This is a genomic window from Rhodanobacter sp. Soil_C_14, from assembly GCF_057657335.1.
Window position 1 is genome coordinate 64865 of the sequence record NZ_JBDGIQ010000001.1, and the last position, 17843, is coordinate 82707.

Consider the following 17843-nt stretch of genomic DNA (forward strand, 5'->3'; position numbering starts at 1 on the left):
CGATGGCCTCCGTCGTCATTGGCCCATCGCTGCCGCAAGTCCGCAATACTTCGCTCGTGGCTTCCTGGCTCCATGACTTGCGAAGGGCGTACTCACCCTTCGAGCACTCTGCGCAAAATCTTGATCGAGCAGGACGTCCTTCGGGAAACTTCAGCCTCTGCCACATACTCCGCACGGAAGGCTTCTCATCCGGCCCATCGCCACTATCTGACAAGGACCCTCGTCATGACGCATTTCAAAGACAGCTTCAATCAGCACACCGATGTGATCTACGGAACCGGACTGTGGATTCACATTTACATCTACAACTATTACTTCGGCTGGCCCACCAGCAATCCCATCGGCAAAAAAGACATCAACATGAATCTGCCGAAGGGAACGTTCGATCCCTACATGTCCTTGGCGCACGACAAGTACGGCAACAACGTCATCAATCGCTACAACGAGCCGATCCACCCGAAGTCGTTCCCTGTCGACAAGGCGACGAAAACTGTGGCACCAGCAGCCCTGAAGCCGGTCGCCACGACATACGACTCCACCACACAGGCTCTCGCGCAGTCCTATATTGATGCCCTGAAAGCGTGCAAGCACCTGGGAACCGAATCCATCGAGGGTGCAATCACGGAGCGATTGATCCGCACGCTGGGCAAATACGAAAAAATGCAGACCATCGACTTCAAGAAGTCGCAGTTCAACAAGAAGGAGTCAAGCCGAATCACCAACCACCTCTACGACGTCTGCATCCGCCGCTCCTGCAAGTACGGCGTGTTCTACTTCACCCACGTCAAGAGCGCGACGTTGCATTACATCCTTGACGAGATGGACATGAGCACCATCGTCAACAAGACGATGCTCACCAACGAGACCGCCGGCAGCAAGAAGGTGCCGATCTGCACTTCCGAGCTGCGCTACATGTTCCGCCACTGGAACAGCCTCAAGGACAAGTCCGTGCTTTTCTACGACGGCTACCGTACCTGCGAGGCGCCGTGGTATGACACACGCTGGCAGTCCACCCGCGCCGACTGGGCCGATTACGCCATCGCTCGCGTCGCCAAATACCGATCAACCATCGCGGCCACGATGGGCAACTCCTCCCTCCTGAGCGAATTCGACAGGTTGGCCAAGTTTTACGGGTTGGCACGAACACCGGTGACGGCGCGCAAGGTGATCGAGAGTTTCCACGCCCTGCCCGCCAACCTGACCAACCACCCGTCGGATGACACGATTCCGACTTGAAGTCCGCGGCGTCCGGAAAAGGTGCCGAGGGCATTCCGAGCGTCCCCGGCGCCACGCCTTGAATGGCAGTGCGGTCTGGAGGCTGGGATCACCGTAACTGTTTCATCAAGAAACGGAGTCGGGTTGAGGTGGCCCCGATCTTCGGGACCCCGATCTTCGGCGTCATTTATCCGACCAACACCTTGAACGCGCCAAGAACAATTTTCCCACCGTGCGCTGTGGTGTCGGATATTCGGGCTGCCGGCATTCCGCCGATGAAAACTTTCGTCGAACCCATGGCGATGAGATCTGGCGGGCCAACACAAACGGCCATGTCCCCTGCGCGCGCCGCAGGAAGGCCACCGACCAATACCGTCGGACAACCCAGTGCCACCGGCCCACCCACATGAGGAACCACACCAGTGACCATCGGGCATACATGGAAATCGGAAATCCTGGCTGCCGGCAAGCCTGCCCCGCCTCCGCCCGATGACGAGCTCGATCCGCCGGAAGCACTGGAGGTTACCGAAGTTGCGCCGGCCACAGCAGTCGCGGGATTCCTCAAAGCCAGGTCGGCTTGTTCCACTGCTGAGAAAGCCGCATCAGGGCTCAAGTCATGGATGGACTTCAGTGTCTGCCGCGGGATGTTGTTGAGGTCGGTGACTTTGTCATTGTTGAGCAAAGCTGCCAGTTCGTGGTTGCGGAAAACCCGCTCACTTGGAGCATTGACGATGAAGCAACGGCAGCTACCTGACGCTTCGCTTGCATACTTGACCGACGCTTTGCCGACGCTTTGCCCCACACTTGGTCAGCTTGTTGACGGGACAGACCAGAGGCGGGGGTGTAGAGGTTCCGGCTTTCAAGCCATTTTCCGCAAGGCGTCGCTTCCAGCGTCGTGGTTTTCCTTCCTGCCCGACTGCAAAGTTCTGTATAAGCTTCCGCCGCCGCGCGGTTCTTCCTCGCATCATCCGAGTAGAAAACCGCTCCATCGTGCGGGGATGCAACCGGAAATGTTCCGGATGCTATGACGCCTTCCAGCCGTACCACTTCCATGTGAGATGTCATGGGGTCAGTTCTCGATGGTCACCCAGTAGTCGACAGCAGCCCACGCATCCAGCAGGTTATTTTCAATCTTCGCCCGGGCGAAGCTGTCGATCCGCTCCTGTTCGAACGGAGGCTGCCAGTGGGCATCGTGCGGCAGAAGAATGGCGGCCCCGAAACGTCCATGGTCATCCACGATGGTGTCGCAATACAGCAACAGTACGTGGTCCCTATCCTTGTATTGCATGGTGTTGCGATCCCTGCTCGAGACCTCGATGCCAAGATCGTTGGTCAGCCATTGCGGTGCAATTGCCCTGAACATGTGAACCTTCCTTGATAGTGCAGACGCGACGGGCGCCTCTCATTGATGTTAGTGCCACGATGGTTTTACGGAAGCCTATTTGATCAAGCCGCGCAAGAATGCGGCCTGCATCCTGGTTCCGGTTCGCTGCTCAATAGGAAGAGGAACCCATCATGCGGAGCTCTTCTTGCAGCGTAACCCTATCGAAGAGCAATCAGCCCGCTGCAGGTTCGACGTGACGACAGTCACGACTGGCAGGCACGAACCGTAGGCGAAGCGGGTTTCAATATCCTCGGCGAACAAATCGATGTCGACCGAATTCCGGCTCATGCGGATACCTTCCCGATAAGCCGACCCGCCGCCGGCCCACGCAGCTTACTGGCCCGTTTCAGTTTGCCCCAGAGCCACAAACCCCAACCAACCTCAGGGTCAGAGTGCACTTTCCCGAACCACGCTATCGGCGGCGGTGCGTGCCTGGGTAATGACTAGGCCCGCATTTCAACGGGCGATCATCGGCGTCAAGCCTCTGCGCCGGTGAGTTTCTCCCCTTCACAAGCGACGGCAGCTTCCCTGCCCGTACTTTCCCTTCCGGGTCACGTGGCGCATGCTGGGCACTGCCGAGTCATACGACGCGTGGTCGAGGCTGGTTCGTCCGCCTTCCGCCGCCAGCTGGCATCCAGGGGAATCCACTGACAGAACAACGTTCGGCATTCATGCCGATCAAGCCCGGGCGAGCTGATTCCTGCATCGCCGGACCGACGCTTGGGTGTGTCCGGGTAGTAGCGACAACCACAGCAGCATTGCGCTTTTCGTTTCCACACCATCGAGGATCGATTCATGCCAGCCAGTGAGACGTTATGGAAAAAGGTGACCGGGCCGTCCGCCGGACTCGTGCAGCAGCACTACGTCGAAGGACGGGTTGAAGCTCTGTATCGGCGCAACCGGTCGCTGGAAAAGCAGGTGGCGCAGGCATTGGCTTCCGCGCCGGCGCTCGCCGGCATGAAGCTCGGTGGCGACAAGTGGATTCCGGTTTACGAGACGATCAACCGCAATCTCCAAGCCGCCTCGCTCACCATCAACTTCTCGGCGGACAGCTGGTTCACCACCGAGAACAACTACTCCACCTACGCGCAGGCCTATTCACGCTCCGGCCGCCACGCCGGGCAGGCCCAACTGCTGGGTGATCCGAAGAACCCGCCGGTGATCCGTGCGAATGCCGACGACAGGGTCACCTTCGACAATCTCGTCGGCGCCAAGGCGCCGCAGGTGCCGCGGCGTGGTCTGATGCCCGGACGCCAAGGCGTGGATCGCGTCCGCGAACAGATGGCGTTCCGCGCCGGCCCGAATACCCGCACCGTCGCTGACCCCGCCCAGCCGAGCCAGCCGGACAAGAAGTACGCCGACTCCACCAACAGTCGCTTCAACGCGGACAGCAAACAGGTGTTCGCGGCGCTCAATTACGGCCGCCGCTTTCATGGCTCGACCTGCGACTACGGCAGCAGTCACCTGGTACTACATCCGAAATTCAAGGTGAACGCGCTGTACTACCCGGGCGATACCTTCTACATCCCCGATGGCTCGATGCAGGCTGCTTTCCACGTGCTCGGTTCACTGGTGGCATGGGCCAAGCCGGTGATGCTCGATGCAATCATCAAGAGCTGCTACTCCAACAACGTGCTGCCCGACACAAGTGACGAAAAACTGTTGCTCGAGGGGCACGTGTTCAGCGAGTTGACGTTCGCCGGCAACATCAGCGAGGTCGTACTCGACGCCAGACACGGCTCGATCCAGCACCAGAACGCCAGAAAATTCTGCGCCAAACACGGGATCAAGCTGGTACTGGTCGGCCCGGTCAGCTAAGCCGGCCGCCGCACCTGCAGAACGCGGGTGCGGATTCGGAACGGAACCGAGGGCGCGATGGTGGCGAAGTCGTCGGCGGACAAATCGATATCGACCAGATTCCGGGTCATGCGGATACTTCCCTGATACGCCGGCCCGTCGCCGGCCCATGCAGCCTACCCGTAGCCATCAATCCCACTCGCCTGTCGGAACATCCCGAAATGCCGCGCAGCACACGCTGATACGAGGTGCGCAATGCGGTCGGACGTCCCGCAGCCGCTCGCAGGCAAGTGTCCCGCCCCGTCCGCAACGGATGCCGCTTCGCACGCAACCGTCCCGACCTTGCGCGCCCCGCGCCGACCGGCGCGTACAAGCCTGCAACCGTTGCGCTTAACGTTCGATCTGTCGCACACCATCGAAGAAACCCCGATCGCAAGGCTCCAACCCTTGCATCGCGAAGGTGCCGAACCTTGCGCGCAAGGGCCCGACCCTTGCGCGCAAGCGAATGACCTTCGCGGCCGCGACTCGAAGCGTGGCGTGCAAAGCTGCAAGCCTTGCCGTTGCAAGGATGCGTGCCTTGCGCGCTAGGGCTTCGGGCTTGCACGCAAGGGGCGGAACCTTGTGCGCGAATGCATGGGGGTGGCGCCCGGAGGTCGGAGCCTTGCGGAGGGATATGTCAGCCTCGCAAACGGATCAGCAGCGTTGGGCCGACAAGGAGTCGAACGCCGACGACCATCCACGCACACTCAATCGAAATGCTCGATGTCATCCGGCAGGCGCAGCCAGGCGTGCTGACGCTCCTCATAAACCGATACCTGCGGCTGGGGGAACCGGGGATCGGCAAAGGCGCCGACCGCCACGGTGACGAACCCCGGCACCCCGTCGCTCTCCCAGCACACGGTGGCGCCGCAGTTGCCACAAAAGCGGAACCGGGCGACGCTGCCGCTATCACCGGCCTGGGCGTATTCCCTGCTCTGCCCCTCGATCGTCACCGCATCCACCGGAAACCGCGCCTGCACCCCGAACGCACTGCCCGTGCGTTTCTGGCAGGCCAGGCAATGGCAGACGGAAACGCGGACCGGCTCGCCACGCGTGTGGACGACGAGGTTTCCGCAGCGGCAGGTGGCTTGGCGGTCGGTCATGGAAGCTCCCGATGGATTTGACCGGCACCGGGCTTCCCGGGCCGACCTTTCGCGACAATTCAAACGGCCGCAGGTGAATCTGACCCGATCTTCGGTCGAGCCGCGAAGCAGCTTCGGCCTGCAAGAACCGTCAGGTGCTGAGCGACAAGCTCAACACATGGTCATCGTAGACCCGTCCACCCACATTGAATTTGCGTTCCGTGAGGTTGCCAAAGCCCTGGCGGCGATAGAACCCGATGGCAACGTCATTACCCGCATAGACACCAAGCAGAAGGCGAGCCGCGCCCATGGAGCGGGCCTGCTCCAGGGCCTGCGCAAGCAAACGCTTGCCGGTCCCGCCTCCGTGGTAGCGACCAAGCAGATAGATGCGTTTCAGCTCGAGGTCGCGAGATGGATCGGCCAAAGGAAGGTCTGGTGGGGCGAGAACCAGATAACCCACGGGGGCATTGCCAGGAATGACCTCCGCCACCCAGACCGTGTAACGCGGATCCTCGAGCCACTGCCTGTACTGGGCAGAAGAGTGAGCCGCGCGACAGTGCTCGACGATGGCGGCACCATCCAGCACGCCGGAGAACGTTTCAAGAAAGGTCGCCTGCCCCACCAGCGCCAGCGCATCTTCATCTCCGACTTTCGCTCGCCGGATCGATATCTCGGTTGCCATTGAAGCTTCCATCAACATCTGATGCCTGAGTTGAACCGCGCCGCGAAGCGGCTTCGACTTGAGTAAGTGTAAGGTGTCTTCCGAGGGCAAGAACCGGTACATGACATAGGTGTCAACCAACACGGTTGCTTGACCCTCGACGCTACATCAAACATTCAAACGGCTGTAAGTGAACCTGACCCCGTTTCGGTCACGCCTAGCCAGACCAGGGCTGTGAACAGGAGAAATACTTGCCGATCCGCGCGAGGTCGCGCAGGAAAGTATCCGGACGTGATAGCGCTCATCTTTGCCCCCCAAGCAATGGCACTGCGACGCGGAACGCTAGACCCAATGGCGGACGAATACAATCGGGGCTTGCGACAGCGTGTGCGAAAGCGCGGCGATGGAAACGGCGGTCAGGGGCGTCACATTCTCATTCGCCCGCTTTACAACAATTCAAACGACCGTAAGTGAACCTCACGCGTTTCCGTTACTTTGAACTATGGCCTCGGTAGCAATGGAGATATCGAAGCTCCGTAAGTATTCCAAAGAATAAATTTATAATTTGGCTCGATACTTAGTACGAATGCTATCTCACCCTTTAACCGCGCAGCCTCTTCCACGCTAAGCAAGCCATTCACGTATTTCATCGCGCCCGATCTAACACCACGCTTACGCCCCCGCCCTACTGTTACCAACCCTTCGTTAGAAAGCGTCAAGCCAGTAACCGTCATAGCGCTTCCGCGACCAACAGCGACTCTTTTCCTATCGTTCAACACAAATACGGGTGATTTATTTTTAGCAATCCTTCCGCGAACAGCTCGCTCCAGTTCTCCAAGGACGTTAGGAGCCTCTGAGGAAATACAGATATCGTCGGAATACCTTGTGTAAACGCCACCGGCCTCAGCGCAAATTACGGAGATATCTCTATCAATTTCATACATTATCGAATTGGACAGCATAGGCGATGTTGGCGCACCAATACACAAACGTTGCGTATTTTCCCCCTTAGGCCTCCAACAGCAAGCAGATAGAATGAAATCGAGCTCAATCGAAGTCAGATCAGGGATATACGAGGACAGGTGTCTCCTTAGACTTGTTCGGTCAATACATGGAAAGAAGCCTTCAAAATCCAACTTTGTAATGAATTTCGCATTGGCATGGGGCTGCGCGTTCTTTAAAATCGACCCACCAGATCGATACGCGGTAGCTGCGTCATGTATTGGCAACCTACCTTCAATAAGTTGAATAATGAGCCGTTGGATGGCCTTTACTTCGCGTGCCGGCTGAGCAACCAGCCTCATATCTTTTCCATTTTTCTTTGGAATATGGAAGACTTTATATCTATTAGGTGCGGTACGAGCGATGCTTTCACATGCGGCACGGGACAACCCAAGCAACGCGGAAACCTCGTCTATTAAGTTGCTCATGCAACTTTCCTAATTAACTTGACAACTTTAGCGCGCGTCTTTTCATGCACATCGTAAAACTCGATAACATCAACCCTCAATCTTTGTTTATCGAATGCCGCTCCCGGCATTAAACCGAATGAAATCCGTGGCACCCAATTTTCACAATAAAAATATCTTCCGTGACCCTTAGGCTTTATTCGAAGCAGACCACATTTTTCTAAGAGAAAAAGATACTGATCTAGTTTTTCAGGACTAACTTCAATGGAAAGAACTGATAGATACTCCTGTATTTCCTTATACGGAAGTGCGCCAAAAAGGTCTACGAGATCGCAAATTAGGAGCATTTGATGAGAAGTATCATCACTTCTGAAAACGCGCTCTGTGGTTTCCGGTGACATAAAGGCCCGGATTGCGGCGACGATTCCAGGCAACTCATCGCGAAGCTTCTCAAACTGCTCTACCGGGCGACCGAGATCCAAATCGTGCCAATCATGCACAAGGACAGAATCTTTGTTTCGATTCTCAAGGCGCTTAATCGGACCGAGCTTTATGAATGAATCTTGTTCGTAATGCAATTCAGCAACCATAACTAAGAGACGATCAGATATGGCGGGACTGACGGCAAAGGCCCCCAGTTCGGCAATTGCGCCCGGGCTCTCAACAACAAGGACAATGACATCTGAAAGACCCGCAAGGTGCTCTTCAAATGTCACTAAATCTTTGTAGACTCCGCCACGAAACCAATCTTGTATGTCTTCAGCGAACTTCAATCGCCCGGCAATATCCCCGTGCTTTCCAGAAGTAAGCTCGTTATATATCAGGTGTCGCACCGATAGTATCGGTGCAAAGTTTAGGTCACTCTGACCGCCACACAAGAAGACAAATCCGCCAAAATTTCGGACTCTCGTCTTAGCGAGATCAACACGAGCAAGAAATGTGCTACGTGGATCAGTCATCCAATCTCTTCACCATAAAGATGCCCCGTATAGCCGGCTTGGGCTTACCACTGAGGACCCGCTGGACCGGAGGTGGTGAGACCAAGCCGGCTATACGGGGCAGTAAACCCAATCAATCCCTAGCTGTCTGGCGCAACGCCAGACACAAACAACAGCATTGGCAACTTCCCCTGCCTTCCGCGTAAAGAGTGTTGCAAGTCTGTCGCGCACGGGAGGCGACGTCAACTGCTGGTAAATTCGTGAGTTCCGTCATTTCATGAAATTCGGGTTACCCCAGCACTAGTGACGGGCATGAAGCTCCACCAGAACGGGGACGGGTTCACTTAACCAAAAGCACTAGCCCGACCTCGCGCGCACTTGCCTAGCTGATCGACACATTGCCTTGCATCAATCACCTAGGCTCGCCAAGCCCTCACCCTCCAGACATTCAAACCGCCGCTCCGCCCAACTCCGCCTCACCCTCCGATCAAACCCGAGCAGCTGCAAAAAACTCATGCTTTTACCCCGCTTAGTCGGCAATCTCGCGCGGGTTCCCCGTGGTCACGATGGGCCGGATGACCTTGCAGGCGTTTTGAAGGGCGCCGCGCAACTCCCAGTCGTCCAGCTAAACGCGGCTTTCGTCGTCGATCCCCACAACGGCAGCGTCGACCCGGTGAGAGGCAGTCGTGGAGCAGCGGGCTGGTCACTCCCCGGGAAGCGTCTGCAGCAATTTCCCCGCGGGTGACAGGACGTAGATCGTCCAAGCCCCCGCAGGAAAAACCTCGTTCCCGTTCTCATCCTTGTAAACGTATTGAACGATGGCATTCCACTTATTTGTTGGAACATCAAATCTTGCCGTCGATGCGCACCTTGAGAACTTGATAACGGCTGGACGCCTCGCGCCCAGGCTGACCGGAACAAACGCGATAGGCTCCGGGTTGTGGCAGGACGCCTTCGCCGCGGCCTCAACAACCGCGAGGATTTCCCCTTTGCTCACTCTCGCGTTCGAACCCAGCACCAGCGCAGGCATCAGGGCCATCACCAAAACGGTAAATTTCAGCACCATGCAATTCCCTCGCGGTGGCATGCTCGATCAACGTTCAAATCGCTGGTTGGCGCGATCTCACCCCTCCAAACAATCAAACCGCCGATCCGCCTCCACCTCGGCGTCGTAGTCCACATCCGCCCGATCAAACCCGAACAACTTCAAAAACTCGTGCTTGTACCCCGCGTAGTCGGTGACCTCGCGCAGGTTTTCGGTGGTGACGGTGGGCCACAGCGTCTGACACGGCACCTGCACGTCCTCGCGCAGCTCCCAGTCGTCAAGCCGCACGCGGCCTTCGTCGTCGGTGGCCGGCGCTGCGCCGTCGGCGCGGTAGAGACGATCGTGGAACAGGCGGTTGGCCTGCTCGATCGGGTTTTCGTGGATGCCTTTCTCCTTCATGACCTTGAAGGCGATGGACACGTAGAGCGGGATCACCGGGATGGCGGCGCTGGCCTGGGTGACGACGGACTTCATCACACCCACGTAGGCTTCGAGGCCGGGGTGGCGGCTGCGCAGTTGCTTCGCCGTGTTGTCGAGGTGCTGCTTGGCCTGGCCCAGGGTGCCGTGCCAGTACATCGGCCAGGTGATCTCGGTACCGATGTAGCTGTAGGCGATGGTCTTGGCATGATCGGCGAGTACGCCGGCGGCGCTCAGCGCGTCGATCCACAGCGCCCAGTCCTCGCCGCCCATCACGGTGACGGTGTCCTTGATCTCCTGCTCGGTGGCCGGCTCGACGGTGGCTTCGATCACCATGTCCTTGTTGGTGTCGACCGAGGTGTTGTGGAACGGCTCGCCGATGGTCTTCAGCGCCGAGCGCACGACTTCGCCGGTGTCGGGCATCTTGCGCACGGGCGAGGCCAGCGAGTAGACGACCAGGTCGATCGGGCCGCCCATCTCGTTCTTGATGATCTCGATGGCCTTGGCGCGGGTTTCGTGGGCGAAGGCGTCGCCGTTGATCGACTTGCTGTACAGGCCGGCCTGCTTGGCGGCCTTGTCGAACGCAGCGGAGTTGTACCAGCCCGCGGTGCCGGTCTTGTCTTCGCTGCTGGGCTTTTCGAAGAACACGCCCAGCGTGGCGGCGCCGTAGCCGAAGGCAGCGGTGATGCGCGAGGCGAGGCCGTAGCCGGTGGAGGCGCCGATCACCAGCACGCGCTTGGGACCGCTGCCCTTGCTGTGGCCGGCGGCTTCGGTGATCGCGATCTGGTCGAGCACGTTGCGTTCGCAGCCGACCGGATGGGCGGTGACACAGATGAATCCACGGACTTTGGGCTTGATGATCACGCGACGGCTCCTGCTGGCAAATGCATAAACCGGCATCTTAACCAAGTGGGGCGGCCGTGCGCTGCCGTAGGGAGTGCAGTGCGGGGGCTATCAGGATTTTGCTCGGGCTGAGGGTGGCGCCGAAGGTGTGCAGTCGAAGCCTTGTGGCGGCCCTTCGACTTCGCCGCTGCGCGGCTACGCTCAGGGGGAACGGGTTGGGGGGGATGCTTTCGTGCTGCCGGTCGTGCTCCCTCCCCTGCGTGCAGGGGAGGGTTGCTTTGCAGGGGGAGGGGCAAGGGCCCGAGCCATCGCGCGTACGTGCTCCACATCAGTGCGCAGCTCGCCTGCTTGCATGTCTTCCAGTCGTGGTGGTCGATGCTGCATGCCCGAGGGCAGCTGGTGTTTCGCCGAGGCGTGGAATTCACGGGCGCCAGTGGCAACGGCCAGAGCGGCGATGTTGTGGGCGGTGATCCCGGCGCCGGGCATCACGGCGAGACGGCCGTTCACCTGGGTGACCAGGGTGCGGATCAGGGTGGCGCCTTCGACGGCGCTGGGTTGTGCGCCGGAGGTCAGCACGCGTTCGCAGCCGAGGGTGATGATGTCTTCCAGCGCGCGCGAAGGGTCGCGGCTGAGGTCGAAGGCGCGGTGGAAGGTGGTGCCCAGCGTGCCGGCGGCGGTGATCAGGCTGCGGCAGCGAGGCATGTCCACTTGGCCGTCGGCGTCGAGCATGCCGAGCACCACGCCGTCGCAACCGAGCGCCACGCAGGCTTCGATGTCGCGCTGCATCGTCTCGGCTTCGAGGTCGCTGTAGAGGAAGTCGCCGGCGCGCGGGCGGATCAGCACGTACAGCGGGATGCGCAGGCGCTCGCGGGCCAGCGCGATCTGTGCGTGCGACGGGGTGAGGCCGCCCAGTTCCAGCGCGCTGCACAGTTCGACCCGCCCTGCTCCGCCGTCCTGCGCGGCGAGTGCGGAGGCGAGCGAGTTGGCGGCGATTTCAAGCATCATGAGTCGCCGGCATCACGAGTAGCTCGTGGTGTAGACGCTTTGCGACGGAATCAGCGCGTCCTGCTTCTGCGCATCGCACACGGCGTAGGTGAAGCCGTGCTGGATCGCGTAGGCGCCGACTTCGCCGTTGCGGTTCATCGCGAGAAAACCGACCTGCAGGGTCTTCGATGCCTCGCGGCGCTTCTTGACGATGCGCATCACCGCTTCCTTGCAGGCCTCTTGCGGCGAGCGGCCCTGGCGCATCAGTTCGACGACGAGGAAGCTGCCGGCGTTGCGGATCACCTCTTCGCCCACGCCGGTGGAAGTGGCGCCGCCGACTTCGCCGTCGACGTAGAGGCCGGCGCCGATGATCGGGCTGTCGCCGACGCGGCCGCGCATTTTCCAGGCCATGCCGCTGGTGGTGCAGGCACCGGACATGCGGCCGTGCGCGTCGATCGCCAGCATGCCGATGGTGTCGTGGTTGCTGGCGCCGCCGGGCAGCCCGGTGCGGCCGTAGTCGTGCACTTCGCTGTTGATCGAGGGCTGGTACTTCGCCGTCTTCAGCCATTCATGCCAGGCCTGTTCGGCCTCGGGGGTGAGCAGATCCTGTTTCCTGAAACCCTGCTCCAGCGCGAACTGCAGCGCGCCCTCGCCCACCAGCAGCACGTGCGGCGTGCGTTCCATCACCCGTCGCGCCACGGAGACGGGATGCTCGATGTGTTCGAGCGCAGCGACTGCGCCGCAGCTGCCGTCGGCATCCATGATGCTGGCGTCCAGCGTGACGTGGCCGTCGCGATCGGGGTAGCCGCCCTTGCCCACGCTGTGGTTCCTGAGGTCGGACTCCGGCACCTGCGCGCCGGCTTCCACCGCGTCCAGTGCATGGCCGCCCTTGCCAAGGATGGCCCACGCGGCCTGGTTCGCGGCGACGCCGAAGTCCCAGGTCGAGACGACGCGTGCGGCGGAGGCCTTTGCCGCGTGGCTGGCTGCGGCGGCACCGCGCGGCATCGGCCCGGCCGCGAGCTTGCCGCCCCATCCCAGCATCGACGCGGAAACTCCCAGCAGGGAGCCCTTGAGGAAACGCCTGCGATCGGTCATGACTTTCTCCGGCTCACCAAAGCAAAAACCCCGCACAGGATGCGGGGTTTCATTCTTGCCATGCAACGTTTACCGGACAGATCAGGCAGCTTCAACCGCCGACGCCTGGGCACCCTTGGGGCCCTGGGTCACTTCGAACTGAACGCGCTGACCTTCCTGCAGGCTGCGGAAGCCCTTGGTATTGATCGCCGAAAAATGGACGAACACATCCGCACTGCCATCCTCGGGTGCGATGAACCCGAACCCCTTGGCATCGTTGAACCATTTGACCGTACCGAAACTCATTGCGAGAACCTCTGGATACATGGAGTGAGTACGCCAGGTTGCGCGCGACTCATCCCCCCGGTTCGCCGCCCTGACCGCGAGGAAAATAGCAAGATGTGAAGGCCCATTGCAATACGAATATGTCCTGCCGGTGCACAAACTCCGCCGGCAAATTCAGGCCTGCAGCATTTTTTCCAGGATGCGCGGCACCTCGGCGGTGGCCGCGGCGAGGTGGGCGAAGATTTCCTCGATGCTGATTTCCGCTTCGTCGCCGCAACCGGCGGCGAAGTTCGCCACCAGCGACAGGCAGGCGTATTCCAGTTCCAGCTCGCGCGCCAGCGCCGCCTCGGGCATGCCGGTCATGCCGACCAGGTCGCAGCCGTCGCGCTTCATGCGGGCGATCTCGGCGCGGGTTTCCAGCCGCGGACCCTGGGTGGCGCCATAACAGCCACCGCCGATCACCTCGACATTGGCCGCGCGCGCCGCCGCCAGCAATTGCAGGCGCAGCGATTCTGTGTACGGCTCGCTGAAGTCGATGTGCTTCACCTCGGCGCCTTCGACGTCGCAGAAGCTGGTGCTGCGGCCGTGGGTGTAGTCGATGATCTGGTCGGGCACCACGATCACCCGCGGCCCCATGTCGCCGCGAATGCCGCCGACCGCGTTCACCCCGATCACCCGCCGCGCGCCCAGGCTGTGCAGCGCCCACAGGTTCGCCCGGTAATTCACCCGGTGCGGCGGCAGGGTGTGGCTCTCGCCGTGGCGGGCCAGGAAGGCGATGCGCCGGCCGGCAAAGTCGCCGATCACCACGTCGCCGGAGGCCGGGCCGTAGGGCGTGTCCACACTGTGGCGCGTGGCGTTTTCCAGGCCGGCGAAGTTGTACAGGCCGCTGCCGCCGATGACGGCGAGGTGGATGGGGGTGTGGTCAGGATGAGGCATCGTGGTGATCCGTTGCAGGCTGAAGTTGAATGGGTGCATCTACTCCCTCCCCTGCTTGCAGGGGAGGGTTGGGGTGGGGTCGCTCTTCGGCAAGCAAGGAGCAAAGGCAAGAGCCTTACCGCCCACCAGCCTCCCCCTGCAAGCAGGGGGAGGAGCAGAGCCTCGCCCTCCGTCCGCAGCTGCTCCCGATTCCCTATTCCCCGTTCCCTTCCTTCAGCGCGTAGATTCCCGGCAGGTTGCGGCCTTGCTCGTAGTAGTCCATGCCGTAGCCGAACACGTAGCGGTCGGGAAGTTCGACGCCGTTGAAGTCGGAGCTGATGCCTTCGACCAGGCGGTCGTGGCGCTTGGTGCAGAGGCTGGCGATGTAGACCTTCTTCGCGCCGCGCCGGTAGCAGTCGTCGCGCACTTCCTTCAGCGTGTGGCCTTCGTCGAGGATATCGTCGACCAGCAGCACCACGCGGCCTTGCAGCGACACCATCGGCTCGCGCAGCCAGTGCAGTTCCTTGCCCGAGGTGGCGCCGCGGTAACGGGTGGCGTGCACGTAATCGAATTCCACGTCGGTGCGGATCGCCAGCGCCAGCTGGCCGGCGAAGATCAGCGCGCCGTTCATCACGGTGAGGAACACCGCGCGCTCGCCGTCCAGCGCGGCGTCGATGCGACGGCCCATGTCGGTGATCACCGGCGCCAGTGCCTCACCAGCGAACAGGAGGTCGGCGTTGGCCAGCGCGTCGGCCAGGGCGGGAATGGGAGTGTTCATGCGGTTCCTTGATCGGCATGGAGTGCCGTGATGCGCGCCACGAAGCGGTCGCGCTGCGGGTTGTCGGTGAGGCCGGCCCAGGTCGGCCCGATGGCGCCGCGCAGGGCGGCCAGTGTCGAGGGCATGGCGTCGGTGTGTACGGGCATCGCGGCGATCGCCTCGTCGACCACGTCGGGGAAGCAGGCCAGCACCAGGTCGCAGCCGGCATCGAGGTGCGCCCTCACCCGCTCGCCGACGCTGCCGGCCGCACCGGCGGCGGCCATGCTGATGTCGTCGCTGATCACCGCGCCGGCAAAACCCAGTTCACCGCGCAGAATCTGCCCGATCCAGATTTTCGAATAGCCGGCCGGCTGGCTGTCCACTACCGGATAGGTGACGTGGGCCATCATCACCGCCTCGACACGCGCCTCGATGCATTCGGCGAACGGGCGCAGGTCGTCGTGGCGGATCTGATCCAGGCTGCGTGGATCGATCGCCGCCACCTTGTGAGTGTCGCCGGTGACCGAACCGTGCCCCGGAAAATGCTTGAGCACCGCCGCCATGCCGCCCAGGTGCATGCCGCGCACATAGGCCTGGCCCAGTTCGCCGGCAATCGCCGGATCGGCGTGGAACGCGCGCAGGCCGATCGCCGCGTTGCCGCGGGCCAGGTCGACCACCGGGGCGAAGCTGAAGTCCACGCCGCTGGCGCGCAGCTCGCTGGCCATCACCCAGGCGTGCTCCTCGGCCAGCCGGATCGCCTCGTCGGCATCCCGCTCGTAGACCGCGCCGATCGCCGCCAGCGGCGGCAGGCGGGTGAAGCCGTCGCGGAAGCGCTGCACCGGGCCGCCCTCCTGGTCGACCGCGATCAGCAGGTGATCGCCACCGATTTCGCGGATCGATTCGCACAAGGCGATCAGCTGTTCGCGCGACTGGTAGTTGCGCGCAAACAGCAGCACGCCGGCGACGCATGGCGCGCGCAACCAGGGTTTTTCGTGTTCGGCCAGTTCCAGCGCGGCCACGCCGATCATTAACATGCAGCATCCTCGGCAGCGCGCTCGGCCGGCGACCATTGCCGGTACGGGTGCGCGATCAGGTTGACGTTGTAGTAGCGCGTCAGCGCGCTGACCTCGCGCCCCAGCCACGACGGCCGCGGGAAAGGTGCATCGACCGCGGGCAGCTCGACTTCGGCCACGACCAGGCCCTCGTTGTCGCCATGGAATTCATCGATCTCAAACAGTACGCCATCGACGCGGACATGGTGGCGAACCTTCTCCAGCACGCCGTCGCACAGGCTGGCCAGCAGCGCGCGCGCATCGTCCACCGGTATCGGGTACTCGAACTCGGCCCGCGCGATGCCGGGCGTGGCTGCCTTGATGTTGAGCCAGGCGGTGTCGCCGGCGAGGCGGGCGCGCACCGAGGCGCGGGCATGACCCTCGCGCAGCGCCTGCGCCCCGACCAGATAGCCTTGGGCCATCGGCTCGCTGCGCTCGATGCCTTCGCGCCAGCTGTCGTTGGCCAACAGGAATTTGCGTTCGATCTCGATAGCCATGGAATCCGGATTTCAACCAGCGACAACGCCTGCAATGAAACGGCTTTTATTGAGGAGTGCGGCCATGGATGGCCGCCCGTTTGACTTTCGCGGTCAGGAAGACCGCTCAAACAAGGCGATGGATTCCACATGCGCGGTATGCGGAAACATGTCCATCACGCCGGCCGAGGTCAGCCGGAAACCGTGCTGGTTGACCAGGATGCCGGCGTCGCGCGCCAGCGAGGCGGGGTGGCAGGAGACGTAGACGATGCGATTTGTCTGCTTGCGCGGCAGGTACTCCAGCACCTTGTCGGCGCCGGCGCGGGGCGGATCGAGCAGCAGCTTGTCCCACGGCTGCTTCGCCCACTCGGCGTGGCGCTGGTCCTCGAACAGGTTGGCGACGTGGAACTTCGCGTTGTCGATGCCGTTGCGCGCGGCGTTCTGCGCGGCGCGTTCGACCAGGCCGTGCTCGCCTTCCACGCCCACCACCTCGGCCACCCGGCGCGCGATCGGCAGGGTGAAGTTGCCCAGGCCACAGAACAGGTCGAGCACGCGATCGGTCGGCTGCGGATCGAGCAGATCCATCGCGCGGGCCATCATCAGCTGGTTCATGCCGGCGTTGACCTGCACGAAATCCAGCGGCTGGAATTCCAGTTCCACGTCGGCGAAACGCGGATCGTCGCTGGCGATGCGGAAGGCCAGCCGCGGCTGTTCCGGCCACAGCGGATGCACGCTGCTGACGCCGCCGGGCTGCAGGTAGATCGCAAAGCCGTGCTGCTGGCCGAAGGCGGTGAGCGCCGCCAGGTCGCGCTCGCTGAGCGGTTGCAGGTGACGGAACACCAGCGCCATCAGGTCGTCGCCGGCGGCGAACTCGATCTGGGCGATGGTGTCGACGGCGTCCATCGTGCCCAGCAATTCGGCCAGCAGGCCCACCTTGGGGCCGAGCGACGGATGCATCACTTCGCAGCGCTGGATCGGGGTGACGAAGCGTGGGTTCTGCTCTTCGCGGAAGCCGACCAGCACGCTGCCCTTCTTGGCCACGTTGCGCACCGACAACCGGCCCTTGCGCCGGTAGCCCCACGGCTCGGCGGTCAGCGGCGGCAGCCACGACTGCGGCGTGACCTTGCCGATGCGCTCGAAATTCTCGGCCAGCACGCGCTGCTTGGCGGCGATCTGCGAGGACGCATCGAGGTGCTGCAGCGAACAGCCGCTGCACAGCGCGAAGTGCTGGCAGCGCGGCTCGACCCGGTGCGGCGAGGCGGTGATCACCTCGACCACTTCGGCTTCGTCGAAATGCCGATGACGCTTGCGCAGCTTCGCGATCACCGTTTCGCCAAGCAGGCCGCCGCTGACGAAGACCGTCTTGCCGTCGATCCGCGCCACGCCCCGGCCGTCATGGCCGAGGTCGGTGATCTGGGCTTCGAAAGGCTTGGGAGAAACGGAGTTGGATCGGGACATGGGATCGCATGG

Annotated in this window: 18 protein-coding genes; 2 read left to right on the forward strand and 16 right to left on the reverse strand. The window is 61.7% G+C overall.

What is annotated here, in order from left to right:
• The first annotated feature begins 225 nt into the window (after positions 1–225).
• Positions 226–1236 carry a hypothetical protein gene (locus AC3A56_RS00265; RefSeq protein ID WP_056718954.1) on the forward strand — a complete coding sequence of 337 codons (1011 nt, stop codon included), beginning with the start codon at positions 226–228 and terminating at the stop codon, positions 1234–1236.
• A gap of 166 nt (positions 1237–1402) precedes the next feature.
• Here AC3A56_RS00265 and AC3A56_RS00270 read toward each other — a convergent pair whose 3' ends face one another.
• A complete protein-coding gene (locus AC3A56_RS00270) occupies positions 1403–1645 on the reverse strand; it encodes a PAAR domain-containing protein (protein ID WP_082542706.1) in 243 nt (80 codons plus the stop codon).
• Positions 1646–2284: 639 nt separating this feature from the next.
• A complete protein-coding gene (locus tag AC3A56_RS00275; RefSeq protein ID WP_487768958.1) occupies positions 2285–2578 on the reverse strand; it encodes a hypothetical protein in 294 nt (97 codons plus the stop codon).
• A gap of 816 nt (positions 2579–3394) precedes the next feature.
• Here AC3A56_RS00275 and AC3A56_RS00280 point away from each other — a divergent pair.
• Positions 3395–4417, forward strand: a complete 1023-nt coding sequence (locus AC3A56_RS00280) for a hypothetical protein (protein ID WP_487768959.1) — start codon at positions 3395–3397, stop codon at positions 4415–4417.
• Between the two features lie 725 nt (positions 4418–5142).
• Here the strand turns inward: AC3A56_RS00280 and AC3A56_RS00285 are convergent.
• The 14 genes from AC3A56_RS00285 to rlmD form a co-directional block, all read right to left on the reverse strand.
• Complete coding sequence (locus tag AC3A56_RS00285) at positions 5143–5538, reverse strand: GFA family protein (RefSeq protein WP_487768960.1); 396 nt, start codon at positions 5536–5538, stop codon at positions 5143–5145.
• A gap of 130 nt (positions 5539–5668) precedes the next feature.
• The gene (locus AC3A56_RS00290) at positions 5669–6319 is read right to left on the reverse strand and encodes an N-acetyltransferase family protein (RefSeq protein ID WP_487768961.1); all 651 of its coding nucleotides are present in this window, start codon (positions 6317–6319) and stop codon (positions 5669–5671) included.
• Positions 6320–6678: 359 nt separating this feature from the next.
• A complete protein-coding gene (locus tag AC3A56_RS00295; RefSeq protein WP_487768962.1) occupies positions 6679–7608 on the reverse strand; it encodes a retron St85 family RNA-directed DNA polymerase in 930 nt (309 codons plus the stop codon).
• On the reverse strand, positions 7605–8546 hold the full coding sequence (locus AC3A56_RS00300) for a retron St85 family effector protein (RefSeq protein WP_487768963.1): 942 nt from the start codon (positions 8544–8546) through the stop codon (positions 7605–7607). Before AC3A56_RS00300 ends, AC3A56_RS00295 begins: the two co-directional genes overlap by 4 nt.
• Before the next feature lie 682 nt (positions 8547–9228).
• Positions 9229–9591: a hypothetical protein gene (locus tag AC3A56_RS00305; RefSeq protein ID WP_487768964.1), complete on the reverse strand. Its 363-nt coding sequence runs from the start codon at positions 9589–9591 to the stop codon at positions 9229–9231.
• Positions 9592–9648: 57 nt separating this feature from the next.
• Positions 9649–10851, reverse strand: a complete 1203-nt coding sequence (fabV, locus tag AC3A56_RS00310) for an enoyl-ACP reductase FabV (RefSeq protein WP_487768965.1) — start codon at positions 10849–10851, stop codon at positions 9649–9651.
• Between the two features lie 180 nt (positions 10852–11031).
• Positions 11032–11835 (reverse strand): copper homeostasis protein CutC, encoded by an 804-nt coding sequence (locus AC3A56_RS00315; protein WP_487768966.1) that lies wholly within the window; start codon positions 11833–11835, stop codon positions 11032–11034.
• 12 nt (positions 11836–11847) lie between these two features.
• A complete protein-coding gene (locus AC3A56_RS00320) occupies positions 11848–12909 on the reverse strand; it encodes a glycosylasparaginase (protein WP_487768967.1) in 1062 nt (353 codons plus the stop codon).
• Positions 12910–12990: 81 nt separating this feature from the next.
• A complete protein-coding gene (locus AC3A56_RS00325) occupies positions 12991–13194 on the reverse strand; it encodes a cold-shock protein (RefSeq protein WP_007805352.1) in 204 nt (67 codons plus the stop codon).
• A gap of 153 nt (positions 13195–13347) precedes the next feature.
• A complete protein-coding gene (locus AC3A56_RS00330; RefSeq protein WP_487769615.1) occupies positions 13348–14109 on the reverse strand; it encodes an S-methyl-5'-thioinosine phosphorylase in 762 nt (253 codons plus the stop codon).
• 193 nt (positions 14110–14302) lie between these two features.
• The gene (locus tag AC3A56_RS00335) at positions 14303–14866 is read right to left on the reverse strand and encodes a hypoxanthine-guanine phosphoribosyltransferase (protein WP_487768968.1); all 564 of its coding nucleotides are present in this window, start codon (positions 14864–14866) and stop codon (positions 14303–14305) included.
• The gene (gene nagZ, locus AC3A56_RS00340) at positions 14863–15879 is read right to left on the reverse strand and encodes a beta-N-acetylhexosaminidase (RefSeq protein ID WP_487768969.1); all 1017 of its coding nucleotides are present in this window, start codon (positions 15877–15879) and stop codon (positions 14863–14865) included. Before nagZ ends, AC3A56_RS00335 begins: the two co-directional genes overlap by 4 nt.
• The gene (locus AC3A56_RS00345) at positions 15873–16394 is read right to left on the reverse strand and encodes a CYTH domain-containing protein (RefSeq protein ID WP_056766009.1); all 522 of its coding nucleotides are present in this window, start codon (positions 16392–16394) and stop codon (positions 15873–15875) included. The genes nagZ and AC3A56_RS00345 overlap by 7 nt, the downstream gene beginning before the upstream one ends.
• Before the next feature lie 93 nt (positions 16395–16487).
• A complete protein-coding gene (gene rlmD, locus AC3A56_RS00350) occupies positions 16488–17831 on the reverse strand; it encodes a 23S rRNA (uracil(1939)-C(5))-methyltransferase RlmD (RefSeq protein WP_487768970.1) in 1344 nt (447 codons plus the stop codon).
• Positions 17832–17843: the final 12 nt, after the last annotated feature.

Excerpts from the sequence above, each read along its gene's own strand:
- AC3A56_RS00265 (WP_056718954.1), top strand. The coding sequence starts at position 226 with ATGACGCATTTCAAAGACAGCTTCAATCAGCACACCGATGTGATCTAC.
- AC3A56_RS00270 (WP_082542706.1), bottom strand. The coding sequence starts at position 1,645 with ATGGTCACTGGTGTGGTTCCTCATGTGGGTGGGCCGGTGGCACTGGGT.
- AC3A56_RS00275 (WP_487768958.1), bottom strand. The coding sequence starts at position 2,578 with ATGTTCAGGGCAATTGCACCGCAATGGCTGACCAACGATCTTGGCATC.
- AC3A56_RS00280 (WP_487768959.1), top strand. The coding sequence starts at position 3,395 with ATGCCAGCCAGTGAGACGTTATGGAAAAAGGTGACCGGGCCGTCCGCC.
- AC3A56_RS00285 (WP_487768960.1), bottom strand. The coding sequence starts at position 5,538 with ATGACCGACCGCCAAGCCACCTGCCGCTGCGGAAACCTCGTCGTCCAC.
- AC3A56_RS00295 (WP_487768962.1), bottom strand. The coding sequence starts at position 7,608 with ATGAGCAACTTAATAGACGAGGTTTCCGCGTTGCTTGGGTTGTCCCGT.
- AC3A56_RS00300 (WP_487768963.1), bottom strand. The coding sequence starts at position 8,546 with ATGACTGATCCACGTAGCACATTTCTTGCTCGTGTTGATCTCGCTAAG.
- AC3A56_RS00305 (WP_487768964.1), bottom strand. The coding sequence starts at position 9,591 with ATGGTGCTGAAATTTACCGTTTTGGTGATGGCCCTGATGCCTGCGCTG.
- AC3A56_RS00315 (WP_487768966.1), bottom strand. The coding sequence starts at position 11,835 with ATGATGCTTGAAATCGCCGCCAACTCGCTCGCCTCCGCACTCGCCGCG.
- AC3A56_RS00320 (WP_487768967.1), bottom strand. The coding sequence starts at position 12,909 with ATGACCGATCGCAGGCGTTTCCTCAAGGGCTCCCTGCTGGGAGTTTCC.
- AC3A56_RS00325 (WP_007805352.1), bottom strand. The coding sequence starts at position 13,194 with ATGAGTTTCGGTACGGTCAAATGGTTCAACGATGCCAAGGGGTTCGGG.
- AC3A56_RS00330 (WP_487769615.1), bottom strand. The coding sequence starts at position 14,109 with ATGCCTCATCCTGACCACACCCCCATCCACCTCGCCGTCATCGGCGGC.
- AC3A56_RS00335 (WP_487768968.1), bottom strand. The coding sequence starts at position 14,866 with ATGAACACTCCCATTCCCGCCCTGGCCGACGCGCTGGCCAACGCCGAC.
- nagZ (WP_487768969.1), bottom strand. The coding sequence starts at position 15,879 with ATGTTAATGATCGGCGTGGCCGCGCTGGAACTGGCCGAACACGAAAAA.
- AC3A56_RS00345 (WP_056766009.1), bottom strand. The coding sequence starts at position 16,394 with ATGGCTATCGAGATCGAACGCAAATTCCTGTTGGCCAACGACAGCTGG.
- rlmD (WP_487768970.1), bottom strand. The coding sequence starts at position 17,831 with ATGTCCCGATCCAACTCCGTTTCTCCCAAGCCTTTCGAAGCCCAGATC.